The organism is Ornithinimicrobium sediminis, assembly GCF_021272345.1.
Lineage (GTDB): Bacteria > Actinomycetota > Actinomycetes > Actinomycetales > Dermatophilaceae > Ornithinicoccus > Ornithinicoccus sediminis_B.
Genome location: NZ_JAJSDQ010000001.1, coordinates 580,815 through 599,568, shown reverse-complemented (window position 1 = coordinate 599,568; position 18,754 = coordinate 580,815). Strand labels below are relative to the sequence as shown.

Annotated in this window: 21 protein-coding genes and 1 riboswitch; of the genes, 12 read left to right on the top strand and 9 right to left on the bottom strand. The window is 72.6% G+C overall.

Features of this window, described 5'->3' with window-relative positions; translation table 11 throughout:
• Positions 1 to 11: 11 nt before the first annotated feature.
• From LVO85_RS02725 to LVO85_RS02705, 5 genes are all read right to left on the bottom strand, one after another.
• On the bottom strand, positions 12 to 893 hold the full coding sequence (locus tag LVO85_RS02725; protein ID WP_232745854.1) for a 1,4-dihydroxy-2-naphthoate polyprenyltransferase: 882 nt from the start codon (positions 891 to 893) through the stop codon (positions 12 to 14).
• Positions 894 to 899: 6 nt separating this feature from the next.
• The gene (locus LVO85_RS02720) at positions 900 to 1,163 is read right to left on the bottom strand and encodes a PLDc N-terminal domain-containing protein (RefSeq protein WP_232745853.1); all 264 of its coding nucleotides are present in this window, start codon (positions 1,161 to 1,163) and stop codon (positions 900 to 902) included.
• A gap of 35 nt (positions 1,164 to 1,198) precedes the next feature.
• Positions 1,199 to 2,368, bottom strand: a complete 1,170-nt coding sequence (locus LVO85_RS02715) for an AMP-binding protein (RefSeq protein ID WP_232745852.1) — start codon at positions 2,366 to 2,368, stop codon at positions 1,199 to 1,201.
• Between the two features lie 20 nt (positions 2,369 to 2,388).
• The gene (locus tag LVO85_RS02710; protein WP_232745851.1) at positions 2,389 to 2,988 is read right to left on the bottom strand and encodes a hypothetical protein; all 600 of its coding nucleotides are present in this window, start codon (positions 2,986 to 2,988) and stop codon (positions 2,389 to 2,391) included.
• A gap of 70 nt (positions 2,989 to 3,058) precedes the next feature.
• Positions 3,059 to 3,994: a 1,4-dihydroxy-2-naphthoyl-CoA synthase gene (locus LVO85_RS02705; protein ID WP_408637663.1), complete on the bottom strand. Its 936-nt coding sequence runs from the start codon at positions 3,992 to 3,994 to the stop codon at positions 3,059 to 3,061.
• A 19-nt stretch (positions 3,995 to 4,013) separates the two neighbouring features.
• Between LVO85_RS02705 and LVO85_RS02700 the strand changes: the two genes are divergently transcribed.
• From LVO85_RS02700 to LVO85_RS02680, 5 genes are all read left to right on the top strand, one after another.
• Positions 4,014 to 4,415 (top strand): VOC family protein, encoded by a 402-nt coding sequence (locus tag LVO85_RS02700; RefSeq protein ID WP_232745849.1) that lies wholly within the window; start codon positions 4,014 to 4,016, stop codon positions 4,413 to 4,415.
• The gene (locus LVO85_RS02695) at positions 4,412 to 5,416 is read left to right on the top strand and encodes an o-succinylbenzoate synthase (RefSeq protein ID WP_232745848.1); all 1,005 of its coding nucleotides are present in this window, start codon (positions 4,412 to 4,414) and stop codon (positions 5,414 to 5,416) included. Before LVO85_RS02700 ends, LVO85_RS02695 begins: the two co-directional genes overlap by 4 nt.
• A 153-nt stretch (positions 5,417 to 5,569) precedes the next feature.
• Positions 5,570 to 6,844 (top strand): ammonium transporter, encoded by a 1,275-nt coding sequence (locus LVO85_RS02690; RefSeq protein WP_232745847.1) that lies wholly within the window; start codon positions 5,570 to 5,572, stop codon positions 6,842 to 6,844.
• 222 nt (positions 6,845 to 7,066) lie between these two features.
• Positions 7,067 to 7,468: a cold-shock protein gene (locus LVO85_RS02685; protein ID WP_232745846.1), complete on the top strand. Its 402-nt coding sequence runs from the start codon at positions 7,067 to 7,069 to the stop codon at positions 7,466 to 7,468.
• A 2-nt stretch (positions 7,469 to 7,470) separates the two neighbouring features.
• Entirely contained in the window at positions 7,471 to 8,214 is a 744-nt protein-coding gene (locus tag LVO85_RS02680; protein WP_232745845.1) for a DUF3027 domain-containing protein, read from the top strand.
• A 7-nt stretch (positions 8,215 to 8,221) separates the two neighbouring features.
• Here LVO85_RS02680 and LVO85_RS16930 read toward each other — a convergent pair whose 3' ends face one another.
• Positions 8,222 to 8,479 carry a DUF2530 domain-containing protein gene (locus LVO85_RS16930; RefSeq protein ID WP_232745844.1) on the bottom strand — a complete coding sequence of 86 codons (258 nt, stop codon included), beginning with the start codon at positions 8,477 to 8,479 and terminating at the stop codon, positions 8,222 to 8,224.
• 39 nt (positions 8,480 to 8,518) lie between these two features.
• On the opposite strand from LVO85_RS16930, the gene LVO85_RS02670 reads away from it, so the two are divergent.
• The 4 genes from LVO85_RS02670 (at position 8,519) to LVO85_RS02655 (ending at position 13,610) form a co-directional block, all read left to right on the top strand.
• Positions 8,519 to 9,988 (top strand): NCS2 family permease, encoded by a 1,470-nt coding sequence (locus LVO85_RS02670; protein ID WP_232745843.1) that lies wholly within the window; start codon positions 8,519 to 8,521, stop codon positions 9,986 to 9,988.
• A gap of 40 nt (positions 9,989 to 10,028) precedes the next feature.
• Complete coding sequence (locus LVO85_RS02665; RefSeq protein ID WP_232745842.1) at positions 10,029 to 10,481, top strand: MarR family winged helix-turn-helix transcriptional regulator; 453 nt, start codon at positions 10,029 to 10,031, stop codon at positions 10,479 to 10,481.
• Between the two features lie 5 nt (positions 10,482 to 10,486).
• Positions 10,487 to 11,761 carry an MFS transporter gene (locus LVO85_RS02660; RefSeq protein ID WP_269812951.1) on the top strand — a complete coding sequence of 425 codons (1,275 nt, stop codon included), beginning with the start codon at positions 10,487 to 10,489 and terminating at the stop codon, positions 11,759 to 11,761.
• An 88-nt stretch (positions 11,762 to 11,849) separates the two neighbouring features.
• Positions 11,850 to 13,610 (top strand): gamma-glutamyltransferase family protein, encoded by a 1,761-nt coding sequence (locus LVO85_RS02655; RefSeq protein ID WP_232745840.1) that lies wholly within the window; start codon positions 11,850 to 11,852, stop codon positions 13,608 to 13,610.
• Here the strand turns inward: LVO85_RS02655 and LVO85_RS02650 are convergent.
• A complete protein-coding gene (locus LVO85_RS02650; protein ID WP_232745839.1) occupies positions 13,592 to 14,176 on the bottom strand; it encodes a hypothetical protein in 585 nt (194 codons plus the stop codon). The two genes, LVO85_RS02655 and LVO85_RS02650, sit on opposite strands and share 19 nt — an antisense overlap.
• 64 nt (positions 14,177 to 14,240) lie before the next feature.
• Between LVO85_RS02650 and pdxH the strand changes: the two genes are divergently transcribed.
• Positions 14,241 to 14,921, top strand: a complete 681-nt coding sequence (gene pdxH, locus LVO85_RS02645; protein WP_232745838.1) for a pyridoxamine 5'-phosphate oxidase — start codon at positions 14,241 to 14,243, stop codon at positions 14,919 to 14,921.
• A gap of 48 nt (positions 14,922 to 14,969) precedes the next feature.
• Here the strand turns inward: pdxH and LVO85_RS02640 are convergent, their stop codons facing one another.
• Positions 14,970 to 15,683 carry a DUF305 domain-containing protein gene (locus tag LVO85_RS02640; RefSeq protein ID WP_232745837.1) on the bottom strand — a complete coding sequence of 238 codons (714 nt, stop codon included), beginning with the start codon at positions 15,681 to 15,683 and terminating at the stop codon, positions 14,970 to 14,972.
• On the bottom strand, positions 15,680 to 16,333 hold the full coding sequence (locus LVO85_RS02635; RefSeq protein ID WP_232745836.1) for a DUF3105 domain-containing protein: 654 nt from the start codon (positions 16,331 to 16,333) through the stop codon (positions 15,680 to 15,682). Before LVO85_RS02635 ends, LVO85_RS02640 begins: the two co-directional genes overlap by 4 nt.
• A gap of 69 nt (positions 16,334 to 16,402) precedes the next feature.
• Here LVO85_RS02635 and LVO85_RS02630 point away from each other — a divergent pair, with 69 nt between their 5' ends.
• A complete protein-coding gene (locus tag LVO85_RS02630) occupies positions 16,403 to 17,089 on the top strand; it encodes a metal-dependent transcriptional regulator (protein ID WP_232745835.1) in 687 nt (228 codons plus the stop codon).
• A gap of 250 nt (positions 17,090 to 17,339) precedes the next feature.
• Positions 17,340 to 17,497: riboswitch (cyclic di-AMP (ydaO/yuaA leader) on the top strand.
• Between the two features lie 2 nt (positions 17,498 to 17,499).
• Positions 17,500 to 18,459, top strand: coding sequence for a C40 family peptidase (locus LVO85_RS16925; protein ID WP_232745834.1), 960 nt, complete (start codon positions 17,500 to 17,502; stop codon positions 18,457 to 18,459).
• Positions 18,460 to 18,754: the final 295 nt, after the last annotated feature.

The following is an 18,754-nucleotide window of genomic DNA, read 5'->3' as shown; positions in this document are numbered from 1 at the left end:
CCCAGGCGTGCTCAGGTGGACAGGACCAGGCCGAGGGTGAGCAGCGCGGCATACGCCAGCTGGGCCAGCCCGGTGCCGCCCAGGACGGGCACGAGGTCGGCGCCCGTGGCCCGAGAGCGGACCGTGCGCACGGCGGGCCAGGCGGTGGGCGCCGCCAGCAGCGCCAGCAGGGCCCACCCGCTCCCGCTGCCGAGGGCGGCCACGGGCACCATCGCGTAGGCCAGGACCACCAGGGCGAGGTAGGAGGTGCGGGTGCGGGTGTCACCCAGCTGTACTGCCAGGGTGCGCTTGCCGACCTCGCGGTCACCCGGGATGTCCCGCAGGTTGTTGGCCATGAGGATGGCGCACGCGAACGCGCCGACCCCGACGGCTCCCGCGACGCCGGCCAGGGACAGCGCACCGGCCTGGGTCCACTGGGTGCCCAGCACCGCGACGAGACCGAAGAAGACGAAGACGGCCAGCTCGCCCAGCCCGCGGTAGCCGTAGGGCCGCGCGCCCCCGGTGTAGCGCCAGGCGGCCAGGATGGCCAGGGCACCGACCAGCAGCAGCAGCCAGGCGTTGCTCAGCGCCACCAGTGCCAGCCCGGTGACCGCGGCGGTGCCGAAGCTCAGGAAGGCGGCTGCCTTGACCAGCGCCGGGTCGGCCGCACCACTGCCGACCAGGCGCATCGGCCCGACCCGGGTGGCGTCCGTGCCGCGGACGCCGTCGGAGTAGTCGTTGGCGTAGTTGACGCCGACCTGCAGGGCGACAGCCACGATCAGCGCGAGCAGGGCCAGCCCGAGGTCGGACTCCCCCAGCGCGTGCGCAGCGCCGGTGCCGACCGCGACGGGGGCCAGGGCGGCAGGCAGCGTCCGTGGGCGCGCACCGGCCACCCACTCGGCGACGGTGGCCATCGGCGCTCAGATCCCCCGCAGGAAGTCGGGGTCGTCGTCCGGGCCCAGCGGGCCGCGAGGACGTGGTCCGCCACGACCCAGGGCGCCGGAGCCCCGCTCACGTCCGGCGACGAGCCAGGCGATGCCCCCGAGCGGGGTGAAGAGCAGCACCAGCGCCAGCCACAGCAGCTTGGGCAGGTTGCGCACACGGTCGTCCTCGGTCTTGGCCACGTCCACCAGACAGAAGACGGTGAAGGCGATGAGGAGGACGGGGATGAGGATGCGCAGCACGATGTTCCTAGTTCAGCAGAGGGTGAGGTCCGACCTCATAGTGTGCCATCGACACCTGGGAGGAGCCTCCGTGCAGCACGCCGGTCGACCTTGCCTCCGGGCAGCAACGGCAGCGCGGTGACCAGCCTCACCTCCCGCGGCAGTGCGTGCGCCGGTATGCCGTCACGCAGGTGCTCGCGCACCCAGCGCGTGGGCTCCCGGCGCAACCCCTCCGGGGCCGCCGGGGTGGGCACGACGAGGGCGGCCACCCGCTGGCCCCACTCCGGGTCCGGCGTGCCCACCACCAGGGAGCTCCTCACCTCCGGCAGCCGGTCGAGGGCGGCCTCGACCGTGGCCGGCAGCACCTTGTGGGCGCCGGTGTTGATGACGTCGTCGACTCTGCCGAGGACGGACCAGGTGCCGTCGGCGGAGCGCCGGCCGAGGTCGGAGGTCCTGAACCAGCGCCGCCCGTCGCGCACGTGGAAGGCACTGCGGGTGCCGGGCCGGTCACCGAGGTAGCCACGGGCGAGCACCGGCCCCGCCAGCAGGATGCGGCCCTGCTCGTCGAGGTCGACGGACACCTCGCCCAGCGGCGCCCCGTCGTAGACGCAGCCGCCGCTGGTCTCGGTCATGCCGTAGGTGGTGCGGACCCGGATGCCGTGCGTCCTGACCTGGGCGTGCAGGACGGGCGACAGCGCGGCACCGCCGACCAGGACGGTGTCGTAGGAGCGCAGCGCCTGCGCACCGGCGGGGTCGGCGAGGAGGCGGTGCAGCTGGGTCGGGACGAGCGAGGTGTAGTGCGGCCGGCCGGGCCGAAGGCGGGCGGTGCCCTCGACGAAGGCGCCCACCGTGAAGCCGGCACGCCGCGGCATCACCACCGGGGGCAGACCGGCGACGACCGAGCGCACCCAGACCTGCCAGCCGGCCACCTGGGCGGGGGAGAGGGTCTGCAGCCACTGCCCCGGGCCACCGAGGCGGTCCAGCGTCGCGCGTGCCGACGCCAGCAGCGCCTCCCGGTCGAGCACCACGTGCCGCGGGGTGCCGGTCGACCCGGAGGTGGTCAGCACGACCGCTGCCCCCGCGACGAGCTCGTCCGGCTCCGGTGGGTGCGTCGTGCGGTCGGCCGGCACCGGGTGCACGGCAGGCCCGCCGTCGAGCACGTCGGCGACGGCGCGCCACCACCGGTCGGGGGTGAGCGCGCCGCCGAGGAGCAGCAGCGGGGGCACCGTCGCCGGAGGCGTGGGGCTCAGCCCTGGAAGCTGTTGTCCAGGTCGACGTACCACTGGTCGTCGAAGCGCTGGAGCACGATCTCGTCGTCGCCGAAGCCGGCCGCGAACATGTCGCTGAAGTTGTCGCGGTTCACGGTGGCGGTGTCGCCCTCGACCTGGGCGCCGTCGATCTCGATCATCTCGATGATCGCGGCCTCGTCCTCGCTCATCAGCCCCTGGAGCGTGGGCACCAGGTCCTCCTCGCAGATCTGCAGCTGGTCGGGGGAGTCGGCCATCGGACCCTCCCCGTCGAGGTCGACGATCAGCTGGCACAGCTCCTCGTCGGCGTTGACCAGGGCGACCATGAACTCCTTGGCGACCGCTGCGGCGGCCGCGCCGTCCTCGCCGCCGGCGGCGTCCGCCGGGGGTTCCTCGGTCTCGGCCGCGGCGTCGCTCTCCTCGGTCTCCTCTGCGGTGTCGGGCTCGGCGGTGGTCTCCTCCGCCTCGTCCTGGACGGCCACCGTGGTCCGGTCGGCGTCGTCAGGGGTGGGCTCCTGCACCTCGGGCTCGTCGCCGCCGCAGGCAGCCAGCAGCAGTGCGGGTGCCAGCACGGCCCCCACCAGGGCACGTCGCATCATGGTCAGGTCCTCCCCGAGAGCGGTCGTCGAGCCCCTACTATCCCACGACCACCCTTGCGGCACCCGTTGGTCAGAAGTACCAGGGGAAGGGCGACCAGTCCGGCTCGCGCTTCTCCAGGAAGGAGTCGCGCCCCTCGACGGCCTCGTCGGTCATGTAGGCCAGGCGCGTGGTCTCCCCGGCGAACACCTGCTGACCCATGAGCCCGTCGTCGACGAGGTTGAAGGCGAACTTCAGCATCCGCTGCGCGGTCGGTGACTTGCCCATGACCTCACGGGCGACGGTGAGCGCCTCGGCCTCGAGCTCGGCATGGTCGACGACGAGGTTGACCGCGCCCATGCGCTGCATCTCCTCGGCGCCGTAGGTGCGACCCAGGAAGAAGATCTCCCGGGCGTTCTTCTGCCCCACCATGCGCGCCAGGTAGGCCGAGCCGTAGCCGGCGTCGAAGCTGCCCACGTCGGCGTCGGTCTGCTTGAAGCGGGCGTGCTCACGGCTGGCCAGCGTGAGGTCGCACACGACGTGCAGCGAGTGGCCGCCGCCGGCCGCCCAGCCGTTCACGACCGCGACGACGACCTTGGGCATCGTGCGGATGAGCCGCTGCACCTCGAGGATGTGCAGCCGCCCGCCGGCCGCCGTCACCCGCGCCGCGTCCACGGTGTCGGCGGTCTCACCCTCGGCGTACTGGTAGCCCGACCGGCCGCGGATGCGCTGGTCGCCGCCGGAGCAGAACGCCCATCCGCCGTCCTTGGGGCTCGGCCCGTTGCCGGTGAGCAGCACGACCCCGACGTCCGGCGTCATCCGGGCGTGGTCGAGCACGCGGTAGAGCTCGTCGACCGTGTGGGGACGGAAGGCGTTGCGCACCTCGGGGCGGTCGAAGGCGATGCGCACCGCACCCACCGAGCGGGCCCGGTGGTAGGTGACGTCGGTGAGGTCGAAGCCCGGCACCGCCTCCCACTGCGCGGGGTCGAAGGTCTGCGAGACGGGGGCAGGGCTGGCGGAGTCACTCACGAGGTCCGAGGATAGGCCCATGGCTCTCAGGTGGTACACCGTCGTCGTGGACTCCCGCGACGTGCACGCCCAGGCCCGGTGGTGGGCCGAGGCGATGGGCTGGCACGTCGTCCACGAGTCCGACGACGAGGTCGTCATCGTGCCGTCCTGGGTGACGCCCGAGGTGCTGGAGGGCATCCCCTGGGAGCAGCGCGGCCCCGGCATGGTCTTCGTCCCGGTGCCGGAGGGCAAGCAGGACAAGAACCGGCTGCACGTCGACCTCGCCCCCCACACGAGCCAGGACCGCGAGGCCGAGATCCGCAGGCTGCTCGCGCTGGGTGCCCGCCGGGTCGACGTCGGCCAGGGCGAGGACGTCTCCTGGACGGTGCTGGCCGACCCCGAGGGCAACGAGTTCTGCGTGCTCTCCAGCCGCGACACGTGAGCCTGCCGGGCGGCGCCGCCGAGGTCCTGGACGCCGCGGTCGTGGTCAGCGTGCCGCTGCGGGTGCGCTTCCGCGGGGTGGAGCACCGCGAGGCGGTCCTGCTGCGCGGACCGTGCGGGTGGGGCGAGTTCGCGCCGTTCCGGGAGTATGCCGACGACGAGGCCGCACGCTGGCTCGCGGCGGCGGTGGAAGCCGGGTGGTCGGCGTGGCCCGCGCCGGTGCGCGAGGTCGTGCCGGTCAACGCCACGGTGCCGGCGGTCCCGCCGGAGCGCGTGCCGCGCATCCTCGACCGGTTCCCGGGGTGCCGCACCGCCAAGGTCAAGGTCGCCGAGCGGGGCCAGACGCTGGCCGACGACCTGGCGCGGGTCGCGGCGGTGCGCGACCACCTCGGGCCCGACGGCCTGATCCGGGTGGACGCCAACGGGGCCTGGGACCTGGCGCAGGCGACGGACGCGCTCGCTGCGCTCGCGGCATACGGACTGGAGTATGCCGAGCAGCCGGTCGCCGAGGTGGGTGACCTGGCGAGGCTGCGGGTCGCCCTCGCGCGGGCGGGCACCGACGTGCCGGTCGCGGCCGACGAGTCGATCCGGCGCGCGGAGGACCCGGTCAGGGTGGCACGGGAGCACGCCGCCGACCTGGTCGTGGTCAAGGTCGCACCGCTGGGTGGGGTGTCCCGGGCGCTGGACGTCGTGTCCGAGTGCGGGCTGCCGGCCGTGGTGTCCAGCGCCCTCGACACGTCGGTGGGCATCGCGGCCGGGGTCGCCCTGGCGGCCGCGCTGCCGGAGCTGCGGCACGCGTGCGGTCTCGGCACGGCCGCCCTGCTGGCCGGTGACCTCGTGGCCGACCCGTTGCTGCCGGTCGAGGGCGCGCTCACCGTCGACCGGGCCGGGCAGGCGCGTCAGGGTGTGCTCGAGGAGCTCGTGGAGGAGCACCGGGCCGACGCGGCCACGACGGCGTGGTGGCACCGACGCCTGGAGCGCGTGGCCGCACTGCTGGCCTGACCGGGACCGTGGGCGGCGAGAGTTTACGTCGCGGAAACACCTCGTGTGCCGGACGAAACATGTCGGCGGCGGAGCGGTAACACCACCTCCGGAGACTGCTGTGCAGCGGTGCGACAACCCTGGTCGCGCCCCCACACACCACTGGAGACATTCATGGAGCTGACTGCAGGCGACGTCTGGGTGATGGTGTCGGCGGCTCTCGTGCTGCTGATGACCCCCGGACTTGCGTTCTTCTACGGCGGCCTCACCCGGGCCAAGGCCTCGCTCAACATGATGATGATGAGCTTCGTGTCGATCGGCATGGTCGGCGTCATCTGGGTCCTCTGGGGCTTCTCGATGAGCGGCGGAGACTCGGTCATCGGGGGCCTCTTCGGCAACCCCCTCACGTCCTTCGGCATGTCCGACATCGTCGGCACCAGCGACCTGATCGCCGCCGGCTTCGGGGCGACGTTCGCGATCATCACCGTCGCCCTCATCAGCGGCGCGGTGGCCGACCGCACCAAGTTCAGCGCCTGGACCATCTTCGTCCCGGTCTGGGTCACCCTGGTCTACTGCCCGCTGGCCTTCATGGTCTGGGGCGGTGGCCTGCTCAGCGCCGACGGCTGGATCGGCAGCACCTTCGGTGAGGCCGTCGACTTCGCCGGCGGCACCGTCGTCCACATCAACGCCGGCCTCGCCGCCCTCGTGCTCGTCTACATCATCGGCCAGCGCTCCGACTTCGGGAAGATCGGCTTCCACAAGCCGCACAACATCCCGCTGGTCATGCTCGGTGCCGCGCTGCTGTGGTTCGGCTGGTTCGGCTTCAACGGTGGCGCCGCGGGCTCCGCCGAGGAGGCCGGCCTGATCTGGGTCAACACGATGGTCGCCCCGGCGGCCGCGATGCTCGCCTGGCTGCTGGTCGAGCAGATCCGTGACGGTCGTCCCACCTCGGTCGGCGCCGCCTCCGGTGTCGTCGCAGGCCTGGTCGCCATCACCCCGGCCTGTGCCAACCTGAGCCCGGTCGGCTCGATCGCCCTCGGCCTCGTCGCCGGTGCGGTCTCGGCCCTGGCGATCGGCCTGAAGTACAAGTTCGGCTACGACGACGCGCTCGACGTGGTCGGCGTCCACCTGGTCGCCGGGCTCATCGGCACCGTCGGCATCGGCTTCCTGATGCTGCCGACCGACGGCGAGGGTGGCGGCCTGTTCTACGGCGGTGGCCTGGACCAGCTGACCGCCCAGGTCGTGGCGGCCGTGTTCACCATGGTCTTCACCGGTGTCCTGACCGCCGTGATCGGCCTGGCCATCGCCCGGACCATCGGCTTCCGCATCTCGGCCGAGGACGAGGAGGCCGGCGTCGACCGCATCACGCACGGTGAGACCGCCTACGAGTTCGGCCCCCTCTACTCCGGCACCGCTGCTGCCGACGAGCAGGAGAAGGCCAACGTCTGACCCCTGCGCACCACCGACGCGGGTGCCCCGGCCACATCCCGGCCGGGGCACCCGCTGCGGTGTGCCGACCCTCGGCGCCCTCGGGTCTGCCGACGGTGCGCGCAGACGGACCCCCTGACCTGGGCGGACACGACGGCGGGCGGCGAGGCGTTAGCCTGTCACCACACGTCTCGCGGCCCTGCCCGTGAGCGACACCCACACGAGACGACACGAGGTGCTTCAGTGCCCACGGGCAAGGTCAGGTTCTACAACGAGGACAAGGGGTTCGGCTTCCTGTCCAGCGACGAGGGTCAGGACGTCTACGTCCACGCCAGCGCGCTGCCCGAGGGCGTCGGCGCCCTCTCCCGTGGTGCCCGGGTGGAGTTCGACATCGCCCAGGGCCGCCGTGGTGACCAGGCGCTGCACGTGCGGCTGCTCGAGCCCGCGCCGTCGGTGAGCAAGTCACTGGCGATGCGCGACCGTAAGCCGGCCGACGAGATGGCGGTCGTGGTCGAGGACCTCATCACCCTGCTCGACACCGCGGGCAACGCGCTGCGCAAGGGGCACTACCCCGACCGCAAGGTGGCCGTCACGCTGGCCAAGTCGCTGCGCGCCGTGGCCGACCAGTTCGAGGCCGGGGCCTGAGCGTGCCCTCCTCCAAGCCTGACACCACCCTGCTGGGGGCGGTCGAGGTCGCCCGGGCCGCAGCCCTCGAGGTCGCCGAGCCCGGCACGGTCGGGGACCACGTCGGCGCCGAGGCCGAGGGCGAGCGGGTCGTCACCCACTTCTTCGCCTGCACGGCGGCGGCCTACCCCGGCTGGCGCTGGGCCGTGACGCTGGCCCGCCCGCCGCGGGGCCGCAAGGCGACCGTCAGCGAGACCCACCTGGTGCCCGGTGAGGGCGCGCTGCGCTCACCGGAGTGGCTGCCGTACGTCGAGCGTCTGGCGCCGGGCGACATCGGGCCCGGGGACCGCACCCCCTACGTCACCGACGACCCGCTCCTGGAGCAGGGCTTCGAGGCGACCGGCGACGAGGACGTCGACGAGGTCGGCTTCTTCGAGCTCGGCCTGGGCCGGCGTCGGGTGCTCTCGGCCGAGGGCCGCGAGCGTGCCGCCCAGCGGTGGTACGACGGCGACCACGGCCCGGGTGCCGAGGTGGCACGCAGGGCGACGGCGCCGTGCTCGACGTGCGGCTACTTCGTGCCGATGGCCGGCGCCCTGCGCTCGGTCTTCGGGGTGTGCGCCAACGAGTGGTCACCCAGCGACGGCGCGGTCGTCAGCCTGGACCACGGCTGCGGCGCGCACAGCGAGGTCGACGTCGAGGAGCGGGCCGCCGGCACGGTCGACCCGCCGGTCCTGGACGACCTGGCCCTGGACGTCGTCGAACACTGAGAGCCGCTCAGGCCTCGGCAGCGTTGCCGCGGCCGCGCCGCAGGTAGGTGTAGCCCAGCGACCCGACGGCCAGCCCGGCCACCGGGACCCACACCCACCACGACCGTTCGCCGGTGCGCAGCTCCGGCACGACCAGGACCACCACGAGGGCCACGGCCCACAGGACCAGACCCCAGCGGACCACGGCCAGGCTCGACAGCCCGACCTGCGGGGGGATGATCTCCGCGGGGACCTGCTCCTCCTCGGAGCCGCTCGACCCAGTCACACCGCCACTGTAGACAACGACCCACCAGAGGTATGCCGCATGTCGACCACGACCTCCCGCCCGACCGCCACCGGGGTGGACCGCTACTTCCGCATCTCCGAGCGCGGCTCGACCCTCGGCCGCGAGGTGCGCGGCGGGCTGGCCACGTTCTTCACGATGGCCTACATCGTGGTGCTCAACCCGCTGATCATCGGCACCGTCCCCGACGGCACCGGGGAGCTCCTGGCCGGGGGAGACCTCGCCGTCATCGCCGCCGTGACGGCTTTGGTGGCCGGGGTGATGAGCATCATGATGGGCGTCGTCGCCAACTACCCGCTCGCGCTGGCCACGGGCCTGGGTCTCAACGCGTTCGTGGCCTACGGCATCGCCAGCATCGAGGGCATGACGTGGGCCGACGCGATGGGCCTGGTCGTCATCGAGGGCCTGATCATCCTGGCGCTGGTGCTCACCGGCTTCCGCGAGGCCGTCTTCCGGGCGATCCCCACCCAGCTCAAGACGGCCATCAGCGTCGGCATCGGCCTGTTCATCACCATCATCGGGCTGGTCGACGCGGGCGTGGTCCGCAAGCCCGAGGGCGGTCCGGTGCCGGTGGAGCTGGGCGTGGGTGGCTTCCTCGCCGGGTGGCCGACGCTGGTCTTCGTGGTCGGCCTGTTCACGATCATCTCGCTGATGGTGCTGCGCAAGCAGGGCGCCATCCTCTACGGCATCATCGGCGCGACCGTGCTGGCGTTCGTGCTCGAGGCCACGATGCAGATCGGGCCGCAGACCGACGAGAGCGGTGCCGTGGTCAACCCGACGGGGTGGGGGCTGAGCTCACCTGCGCTGCCCGACGCCCTGGTGCGGACCCCCGACTTCAGCCTCGTCGGGGAGTTCAACCTGCTCGGCTCCTTCCAGGCCATCGGCGTCGTGTCGGTCTTCCTGCTGGTCTTCACCCTCATGCTCGCCGACTTCTTCGACACGATGGGCACCATGGTCGCGGTCGGGGCCGAGGCAGGCCTGCTCGACGAGGACGGCAACCCGCCCAACACCCGGCGCATCCTGGTGGTCGACTCGCTGGCCGCCGCGGCGGGCGGAGCGGCAGGCGTGAGCAGCAACACGGCATACATCGAGTCCGCCTCCGGGGTGGGGGAGGGTGCTCGCACCGGGCTGGCCTCGGTGGTCACCGGTGCGCTCTTCCTGGTGGCGACCTTCCTGTCCCCGCTGGTCGCCGTGGTGCCCTACGAGGCCGCCACCCCGGCGCTGGTGGTCGTCGGCTTCCTGATGATGCAGCAGGTGATCGGCATCGACTGGGCCGACCTGGAGATCGCCTTCCCGGCCTTCCTCACCATCGTGCTCATGCCGTTCACCTACTCGATCACCGCCGGCATCGGCGCAGGCTTCGTCAGCTACGTGCTGCTCAAGGTCGTGCGGGGCAAGGCCGGGGTGGTGCATCCCCTGCTCTGGGTCGTGGCGGGCCTCTTCGTCGTCTACTTCGCGATCGACCCGCTGCGGGACCTGCTCGGCGCCTGAGGAGGGGAATAGTTAGCCTGGCTAACCAGTTGTCCGGTGCGTGACAGGTCCCCGACCCCCCGCGACGACCCCGCCCGAGCCCTCCGTGGCCGCGCTGGCGCACGACCTGCGGATGGCCTGTATGAGGGTCAGCCGCCGGGTGCGCTTCGAGACCACGACGCAGCTCGCGCCGCACCAGTTCAGCGTGCTGGTGCGGCTGTCGGAGCAGCCCCGCACCGCCGGTGACCTGGCCGGTCAGGAGCGCGTCACCGCCCCGAGCATGAGCCGGACGGTCGGTGCCCTCGTCGAGCGCGGCTTCGTGCAGCGGGCGGCCGACGCCCGCGACGGACGGGTCGTCGTGCTGTCGCTCACGACGCTGGGGGAGCAGGTCATCGCCCAGGAGCGCGCCCAGCGGGACGCCTGGATGGCCGTGCGCCTGGAGGGCCTGTCCGAGGACGACCGGGCCGTGCTGCGCCGTGCGACGGCACTGCTGGAGGAGGTGGTCGCCCGGTGAGCGCGATGTTCGCCGCGCTCTCCGTGCGCAACTACCGCATCTACGCCACCGGGGCCATCGTCTCCAACACCGGCACCTGGATGGGCCGGGTGGCCCAGGACTGGGTGGTGCTCACCGAGCTCACCAACCGCTCGGCCTCGGCCCTGGGGATCGTGACCGGCCTGCAGTTCCTGCCGATGCTGCTGCTGGCGCCCATCGGGGGCGCCATCGGCGACCGCTTCCCCAAGCGGCGCGTGATGCTGGTGACCCAGTCCGTCATGGCGCTGACCGCGATCGCCATGGGTGTCCTGGTCATCAGCGGCGTCATGCAGCTGTGGCACATGTATGTCCTGGCCTTCGTCCAGGGCACCGCCGCGGCCATCGACGCCCCCTCGCGCCAGTCCTTCGTCTCCGAGATGGTGCCCCCGGACCGGATCACCAACGCCGTGGGCCTCAACAGCGCCTCCTTCCACGGCGGACGCCTCATCGGCCCGGCGGCGGCCGGCTTCCTCATCGCGGCCTTCGGCACCGGCCCGACCCTGCTGATCAACGCCGCGACCTTCGTGGCCGTGATCATCGCCCTCGTCACGCTCAACCCCACCGAGCTCACGCCCGCGCCCCGCAGCCGGGGCCGGGGGCGGATCCGGGAGGGCGTCGTCTACGTGCGGGGCCGCCCGGACATCATGCTGATCCTGGCGCTGGTCTTCGTGCACGGCACCTTCGGCATGAACTTCCAGCTCACCAACGCCCTCATGGTCACCGAGGTGTTCGAGGGGGGAGTGGAGGACCTGGGCCTGATCAGCTCGGTCATGGCGATCGGCTCGCTGGGCGGTGCCCTGGTCGCGGCCCGTCAGGAGCGCCCTCGGTGGCGGCGCCTCATCGGGGCGCTGATGGGCTTCACCGCGTGCACGCTCGCGCTCGGCCTGGCGCCGTCGTGGACCCTCTACGCCGTGATCATGGTGCCGACCGGGCTGTTCGCCCTCACCGTCATGGTGACCGCCAACGCCATGGTCCAGACCTCGGTCGACCCCGCGGTGCGCAGCAGGGTGATGTCGCTCTACATGGCGGTCTTCATGGGCGGCACCCCGCTGGGTGCGCCGATGATCGGGTGGGTCGGCGACACGTTCGGTGCTCGGTGGACCATCCTCATCGCCACCGTGATGTGCGGGTCGGCGGCCGTGGCTGCGACCATCTACCTCATGCGCACCGATGACATCCGCCTGCGGCGTGGGCACCGTCTCACCCGGCCGGTCCACCTCGTCCGGGGCCCGGTCCAGGCCATGCCCGAGCAGGCGCGGTGATGGACGCCCGCACCCGACGCATGGTCGTCCTCGCCGCGCTCGCGCTCATGATCCTCGTGGCCGCGGTCGCCGCCCTGGCAGGTGCCGTATGACGTTCACGACGCGACCGACCCTCAGCGGCACCTACGGCATGGTCTCGAGCACGCACTGGATCGCCTCCCAGAGCGCCATGCGACTCCTCGAGCTGGGCGGCAACGCCTACGACGCGGCGGTGGCCGCAGGCTTCGTGCTCCACGTCGTGGAGCCGCACCTGAACGGCCCCGGGGGTGACCTGCCCGCCATCGTCGGACGCTCGGGCGGCACGCCCCAGGTCCTGTGCGGCCAGGGCCCGGCGCCTGCGGGTGCCACCGCCGAGCACTTCCGAGCGGCGGGGCTCACCATGGTGCCCGGCTCCGGCCCGCTGGCGACCGCTGTGCCGGGGGCGTTCGACGCGTGGATGCTGCTGCTGCGTGACCACGGCACGATGACCCCGGCGCAGGTGCTGGCCCCGGCCGAGCACTACGCCCGGCACGGTCACCCGCTGCTGGCTGCGGTCAGCGCGACGGTCGAGCGCGTGGCCGACCTCTTCAGCGACCACTGGCCGACCTCCGCCGAGGTCTGGCTGCACGGCGGCCGGGCCCCGGCATCCGGTGAGCTGCACCGCAACACGGCCTGGGCCGACACGCTCGCCGCACTGGTGCGCGCCGGCGACGACGCCGGAGGCAGCCGCGAGGCACGGATCGAGGCGGTGCGCGCCGCCTGGTCGCAGGGCTTCGTCGCCGAGGCGGTCGACCGGTTCGCCCGTCGTCCGCACCGGCACAGCGGAGGACAGGTGCTGCCCGGGGTGGTCACCGGGGCGGACCTGGCGGCATACCGTGCCTCCTGGGAGGAGCCGGTGACCCTCGACTGGCGGGGGCACACCATCGCCAAGACCGGGCCGTGGGGGCAGGGGCCCACCCTGCTGCAGGTGCTGCAGATGGCGGGGGACGCCGATCCCGGCTCCGCCGAGGGTGTGCACCGCATCGTGGAGGCGTGGAAGCTGGCCATGGCCGACCGTGAGGCGTGGTTCGGCGACAGCGCAGACGTGCCCCTCGAGGCCCTCCTGGACCCGGCCTACGCAGCGCAGCGGGCCGGCCTCATCGGTGCCCAGGCCGACCTGTCGGTGCGCCCCGGCGCGCCCGCAGGGCAGGAGCCCCGGCTGGCGGTGCTGGCGCGCACGGAGGTCGAGCACCCGGTCGACGCCACCGTCGGTGAGCCCACCGTGCGACGCGACGGCGTGACCCGCGGGGACACATGTCATGTGGACGTCGTCGACCGGTGGGGCAACATGATCTCGGCGACGCCGAGCGGGGGGTGGCTGCAGTCCTCACCCGTCGTGCCCGAGCTGGGCTTCCCCCTGGGCAGCAGGCTGCAGATGATGTGGCTGGAGGAGGGCCTGCCGTCCTCGCTCGTGCCGGGACGACGACCGCGCACCACCCTGAGCCCGACCCTCGTGCTGCGTGACGGCGAGCCGGTGCTCGCCTGCGGCTCACCGGGCGGGGACCAGCAGGACCAGTGGCAGTCGCTCTTCCTGCTCCGCCACCTGGCCGGCGGCGCAGGCCTCCAGGAGGCCATCGACGCACCGATGTTCCACACCACCAGCTTCCCCGGCTCGTTCTACCCCCGAGCCACCGAGCCCGGCGTGCTCGTCGCGGAGGAGCGCGTCGGAGCGCAGGTGCTGCAGGCGCTCGCCGAGCGCGGGCACCGGCTCCAGGTACAGGGGCCGTGGACCCTCGGCCGGATGTGTGCCGTGGGCCGGGACCCGCACACCGGTGTGCTGACCGCCGGGGCCAACCCGCGCGGCATGCAGGGCTACGCCGTCGGGCGCTGACCCTCCGGAGCCTGGGGTCCACCCGGGTCCTCGGAGGTGCCGCCCGACCCGGGTGCCGGCGACAGCCGACCCTGCGTGCCTGCGTCGCCGGCGTCGGCGGTGCCGGTCTCGTCGTCGTGGTGGCGCACCTGGGAGCTCGCCGGCGTGCGACCCGCCCTGCGCCGGCTGGTCGAGCCCGTCGCGGGCCTCGGCCGGTGCGGCCGCGGCAGCCGGGTGCCCTCGCCGGGGCGCACCCTGGTGGACAGGTCGGCATGCTTGAGCAGCACCTCGTACGGCGCGGTGGTCGGCGGGTGGACCGCGATCGGCTCGTCGCCGGAGAAGACGACCCAGTGCGCGGTGTTGCGGTGGAACACCTGCAGCACGCTTCCGTCGACCACGGTGCCGGCGTGCTGCAGCGCCTTCTTGCGCTGGTTGCCCTTGGCGACCTTGTCCTGCACGAAACGCTCAGCCGGCTCGCGCTGCGCACGGACCTGCTCCCAGACCTGGGGGCCGTACTTCCGCACCGCGGGGTAGACCAGCGGGCCGTACTTGATGGCCATGCCGACCGCCTTGTTCTTGCCTGCCACTGCCCCGTCCTCCTCCTGTGCACCTGTCCACCCCACCTTAGGTCGCCGGTGCGACACTGTCCGCATGGCACTCGACGGGCGCATCGACTACACGGGCGAAGGGCTGGCCGAGGCCGACCTGGCGCCCACGCCGCTGCAGCAGATCGCCGCCTGGGTCGAGGCCGCGGTCGTCCGCCACGCCCAGCACGGTGACGTCCCGGAGCCGATGGCACTCTCGGTCGCCACGGTGGACGCGACCGGGCAGCCCGACGTGAGGACGGTGCTCATGCGCATGCTCGAGCCGCGCGGGCTGGGCTTCCTCACCAACCTGCAGTCGGCCAAGGGCGACCAGATCCGCACGGACGCCAGGGTGGCGGCCTCCCTGGTGTGGCCGTCGATGTTCCGCGCGGTCCGCCTCCAGGGCGTGGCCGTCCCGGTCGAACGGGAGGCGGTGGCCGCCTACTTCCGCTCCCGGCCATGGTCCTCACGGATCAGCGCCTGGGCGTCCGCGCAGTCGCGTCCCGCCTCCTCCAGGGAGGACCTGGAGCGGCAGCACGAGGAGTATGCCGCCCGCTTCCCCGACCACGGTGGCCTCGACGACGTCCCGGTGCCGGACTTCTGGGGTGGCTACTGGGTCGAGCCGCACCGGGTGGAGTTCTGGGCCGGCCGGCCCAGCCGTCTGCACGACCGGCTCGTGCTCACCCGGACCCGCGAGGGTGACCTGAGCGACGCCTCGGCCTGGACGCTCACCCGCCTGCAGCCCTGAGCTGCAGCTCCCTCGGGCCGTGGACCGGCGCCCCGCGTGGGCCCGCGGTCAGTAGCCCAGGGCAGCCAGGTCCTCGCGAGGCTCGGCTCCACGCTCGGCCAGCATCGAGGCCATCAGCATGACCTCGGACCGCTGCCCGTTGACCATCGCCTGCGCCAGGCGCCGCACCTCGCCGTCGTTGGCGGCGTCGAGCGCAGCCTGGGCCATCTGCACCCCGGCGAGGTGGTGCGTCGTCATCAGCTGCAGGTAGAGGATCTCCGCCTCCTCGCCCTCGGCCTGGACGAGGCTGTCCAGCTCGGCCTGCGTGGCCATGCCCGGCATCGGGCGGTAGTCGGGGTCACCGGGCCGTGCCGTCGCGGCCGCGGCCTCGTCGGAGGTGGTCGCGCCGTCGTGGTCGGCGCCGTGTCCCTCACCGTCCGCGGAGTCCATCCAGGCCATGCGCTCGCCGTCCCGGGCCTGCGAGAGGTCCCAGGCACGCAGCCAGGCCTCCATCTGGCCCAGCTGGTTGCTCTGTGCCGTGGCGATGTCGTAGGCGAGCACGTCGACGTCGGTGGAGTCCGACGCCTGTATCACCTGCAGGGACATCTGCACCGCCTGGGCGTGGTGCTCGCTCATGTCGCGGGCGAAGCCGGCCTCGACGCTGTCGTCGCCGGGGGACTGGGGGCGCAGCAGCACGTAGAGCAGGACGGCCAGCGCCACCAGGAGAGCGGCGGCCACCGCCACCAGGGCGGAGCGTGACATGGAGGTGGACGTCTCGCTCATCGGCCGGTGACGAGGTCGGTCGTGGTGCCGCCGGTGCACGCCGCACCGGGCTCGGGCGTCTGCGGGCCCTGGCGGTACTCCCGGATGAACCGGGGCAGCCGCTCGTCGTCGGCGGTGTCGACCTCGAGCTGCACCCCCCACGCGGTCGCCACGACGGGGGAGGCCTGGCCCTCGTTGGGGGAGAGGAGCAGGAAGTCCTGGTCGGCGAGGTCACGCAAGGAGTCGACCTGGTCCTCGGGCAGGTCCGGGCTGTAGGTGAGCCACACGGCACCGTGCTCGAGCGAGTGGACCGCGTGGTGGGTGGGGATCGGCTCGTCGTAGATCCCGCAGTTCCACCAGGCCGGGTGGTGGTCCCCCCCGGCAGGCGGGTTCATGTCGTAGTCCACCGCCTCGGTGACATGGTCCTGGCTCAGGTCGTCGTAGGTCTGGACCGCCTCCAGCGTGGGCCGGCTGGCGATCGCGAAACCGACAGCCCCGGCGACCAGGGCCAGCACGAGCACCAGGGCACCCCAGATCATGAGGGAACGTCGACGGTCCGCCGCGCGCGCCTGCTTCTGCAGTGCTGCGACCTTCTCGGTGCGGCTGGACGAGGACGGCTGTCGGGCCATGGTGCGGGCCTCCGGGTCGGGCGGGACGGGACGTGTGGTCATCGTAAGGTGCTCTGCTGGGGTCGACCGTAGAATCGCCCCACCGGCCGCGACAGAAGGGCACCCCTACCGATGAGCGACCTGATCGACACCACCGAGATGTACCTCAAGGCCATCTTCGAGCTCGTCGAGGACGGTGTGGTGCCGATGCGGGCCCGGATCGCCGAGCGGCTGGGTCACTCGGGGCCCACGGTCTCCCAGACCGTGGCGAGGATGGAGCGGGACGGGCTGGTCGAGCTCGAGGAGGACCGGCGCCTGCACCTCACCGAGCTCGGCGAGGTGACGGCCATGCGGGTCATGCGCAAGCACCGGCTGGCCGAGCGGCTGCTGGTGGACGTCATCGGTCTGGACCCGGCCTACGTGCACGACGAGGCGTGTCGCTGGGAGCACGTGATGAGCGAGCGGGTCGAGCAGCGCATCCTCGAGCTGATCGGTGACCACGAGCGCTCGCCTTACGGCAACCCCATTCCGGGGCTCGACGAGCTCGGTGACCACGGGCCGACGGCGCCCGCCGGCGGGGAGGCGCTCACCAGCCTCGTCGGTCCCACCCCGCGCCAGGTGCGTCTGGTGCGCATCGGCGAACCGGCCCAGGTCGAGCCGGAGGTGCTGGACCTGCTGCTGCAGAGCGGGCTGACCCCCGGCGCCTTCCTGGTGGTCCACGAGGAGGACGAGCGCGTCCTCGCCCGCGCCGAGCACCAGCAGGGGGTCTCCCTGCCGCACGACGTCGCGCTGCACCTGTTCGCGACCTCGCAGGACTGAGGCCAGAAGGGTCCTGCGACACGCCCGATACCTGCTCGTGATGTGAGGTCAGTCACCTCAGGGCTGTGCCAAGGGCTGGCAAAGTTGTGTTTGCGCAGGTCAAGACAGGGGGTCTATTCCCACGTCAGGGTGGTCCGGATGCAGCCTTTACCAAAACGTGACATTGGCCCGGAACCGTGTGTAGTCTCCTTCTTGTTCCACTGCCCCTGGTGGAGCCCCCAGCCGCGACGCCGAGTCCTGTCAACGCGGTCGGGGACCAGCACATCATCCGCGCGACAGGAGCGGGGGACCCACGTCTGGGATCGTCCTGATCCCTCGGGGCTAAGGCAGCCACCGTCACCGGGGCTGTCCGGGCATACTCCAGCCCGAGCCCGACAGCTCACCCCGTAGGCCATATGGAGAGGTTCACTGTGTCGCAACGCATCAACGGTCGCCACCGCGCGCCCAGCCGCATCGGCAGCACCAGCACCCTGCTGACCCGCTCGGCCAAGGCCACCGCCGTGGCCGCCACCTCCGGTGGTCTTCTGGCCACCGCCGTCGTCCCGGCCAACGCCGGCCCGCGCGGTGTCGTCGAGGACGTCGCCGCCGTCGTGGCCGACAAGTCCAACGCCACCGGCTCCGGCGTCGACCTGCTCTCGGTCGAGCTGCCCGACGTGGCCGTCCCCGAGGACCGCCCGGTCGTCGCAGCCCCGGCCCCCGACGATGTCGAGGACCTGTCCTTCGGCACCAACGGGTTCCGTGGCGTCACGCCGGAGCCCGAGCCGGAGCCGGAGCCCGAGCCGGAGCCGGAGCCCGAGCCGGAGCCCGAGCCCGAGCCCGAGCCGGCCGCGGAGCCCGCCGCCTCCTCGAGTGGCTCCTCCGGCTCGACGAGCGGCAGCTCGTCCTCGAGCAGCGGCTCGTCCTCGAGTGGCAGCAGCTCCTCGTCGAGCAGCAGCTCGTCCTCGAGCAGCAGCTCCTCGACCTCACAGCGTGAGTCGTCGAGCGCGAGCCGCTCGACCGAGACCCGCGAGGCTGCCCCCTCGGCACCGGCGGCTACCGGCGGTGTGCTCGGTGTCGCTGCTCAGTACATGGGCATCATGTACAGCTACGGCGGCACGTCCCCGTCCACCGGCTTCGACTGCTCCGGCTTCACGTCCTTCGTGTTCCGCCAGGTCGGCATCAGCCTGCCGCGCACCGCCGAGGCGCAGCGCCAGGCGACCACCCCGGTCAGCAACCCCCAGCCCGGCGACCTCGTCTTCTGGGGCGCCCCGGCATGGCACGTCGGCATCTACGCCGGCAACGGGATGGTCTACGACTCGGGCCGGCCGGGCATCCCCACCCAGCTGCGTCCGATCTTCAGCGGTGTGACCGGTTACGGCCGCGTCGGCTGACCCACCACCAGGGCACTGCGCGTCAAGGGTGACGCGACACGCATCCTGACGTGACATCGCGTCGAAGGCCCCCACCCGGGATCGGGTGGGGGCCTTCTGCGTCCGGGGCTTGCGCAGGGCGCGCTGCCGGACGTGCCGGTCCGCGGTGCAGAACGGTGAGCCTCCGGCAGCGGGGGCCGAGTCCGGTGACGGACACCCGTCGGATCTGCACGGGATTGTCGGTGGGGCCTCCTACGGTGGGGACAACGGTCGTCGAGACTCGCCATTAGTGCCGAGGGCCCGTGAGGAGGAGCGA